Here is a 1,191-nt window from a genome sequence, read left to right as displayed (position 1 = left end):
TGGTCCAGGTCACCGTTTGCTCGGCCCCACCAACTGCGCTTACCTCCGCGGTAAGCTGCTGGCTTCCTCCTTGTACTACGCTTTTGCTGCTCGGACTAACGACTACGCTTGTCACGGCCGGTGTAGCTGGCCGCTCCGTGACTGTAATGGTCGCCGTTCCCTGCTTGCTTCCATCGAAAGTCGAGGTTGCCGTGATCGTGTAGGTATCCAAGGCCGCGTCTCCCGCTACCGTCACCTTGCCCGTGCTGTCCACGGCAACTTTGCCGCTGACATCACTGCTGGTCCAAGTCACCGTTTGCTCGGCCCCACCAACGGCGCTTACCTCCGCGGTAAGCTGCTGGCTTCCTCCTTGTATTACGCTTTTACTGCTCGGACTAACGACTACGCTTGTCACGGCCGGTATAGCTGGCCGCTCCGTAACTGTAATGGTCGCGGTTCCCTGCTTGCTTCCATCGAAAGTCGAGGTTGCCGTGATTGTGTACGTATTTAAGGCCGCGTCTCCCGCTACCGTCACCTTGCCCGTGCTGTCCACGGCAACTTTGCCGCTGACATCACTACTGGTCCAGATCACCGTTTGCTCGGCCCCACCAACTGCGCTTACCTCCGCGCTGAGCTGCTGGCTTCCTCCTTGTACTACGCTTTTGCTGCTCGGACTAACGACTATGCTTGTTACGGCTGGTATAGCTGGCCGCTCCGTGACTGTAATGGTCGCCGTTCCCTGCTTGCTTCCATCGAAAGTCGAGGTTGCCGTGATCGTGTAGGTATCCAAGGCCGCGTCTCCCGCTACCGTCACCTTGCCCGTGCTGTCCACGGCAACTTTGCCGCTGACATCACTGCTGGTCCAGGTCACCGTTTGCTCGGCCCCACCAACTGCGCTTACCTCCGCGGTAAGCTGCTGGCTTCCTCCTTGTATTACGCTTTTACTGCTCGGACTAACGACTACGCTTGTCACGGCCGGTATAGCTGGCCGCTCCGTGACTGTAATGGTCGCCGTTCCCTGCTTGCTTCCATCGAAAGTCGAGGTTGCCGTGATCGTGTAGGTATCCAAGGCCGCGTCTCCCGCTACCGTCACCTTGCCCGTGCTGTCCACGGCAACTTTGCCGCTGACATCACTGCTGGTCCAGGTCACCGTTTGCTCGGCCCCACCAACTGCGCTTACCTCCGCGGTAAGCTGCTGGCTTCCTCCTTGTA

General features: G+C 59.0%; 1 protein-coding gene. It reads right to left on the bottom strand.

All coding sequences use genetic code 11. The features are described from left to right. Positions 1-1,191 (bottom strand): Ig-like domain-containing protein (locus tag J2Z69_RS19045; protein WP_209866465.1); only part of this gene is annotated, 1,191 nt, incomplete at both ends.

The sequence above is a fragment of the Paenibacillus shirakamiensis genome (assembly GCF_017874255.1).
Lineage (GTDB): Bacteria > Bacillota > Bacilli > Paenibacillales > Paenibacillaceae > Fontibacillus > Fontibacillus shirakamiensis.
Note: the sequence above shows the minus strand (reverse complement) of the source record. Positions and strands in the feature narration are given on the sequence as shown.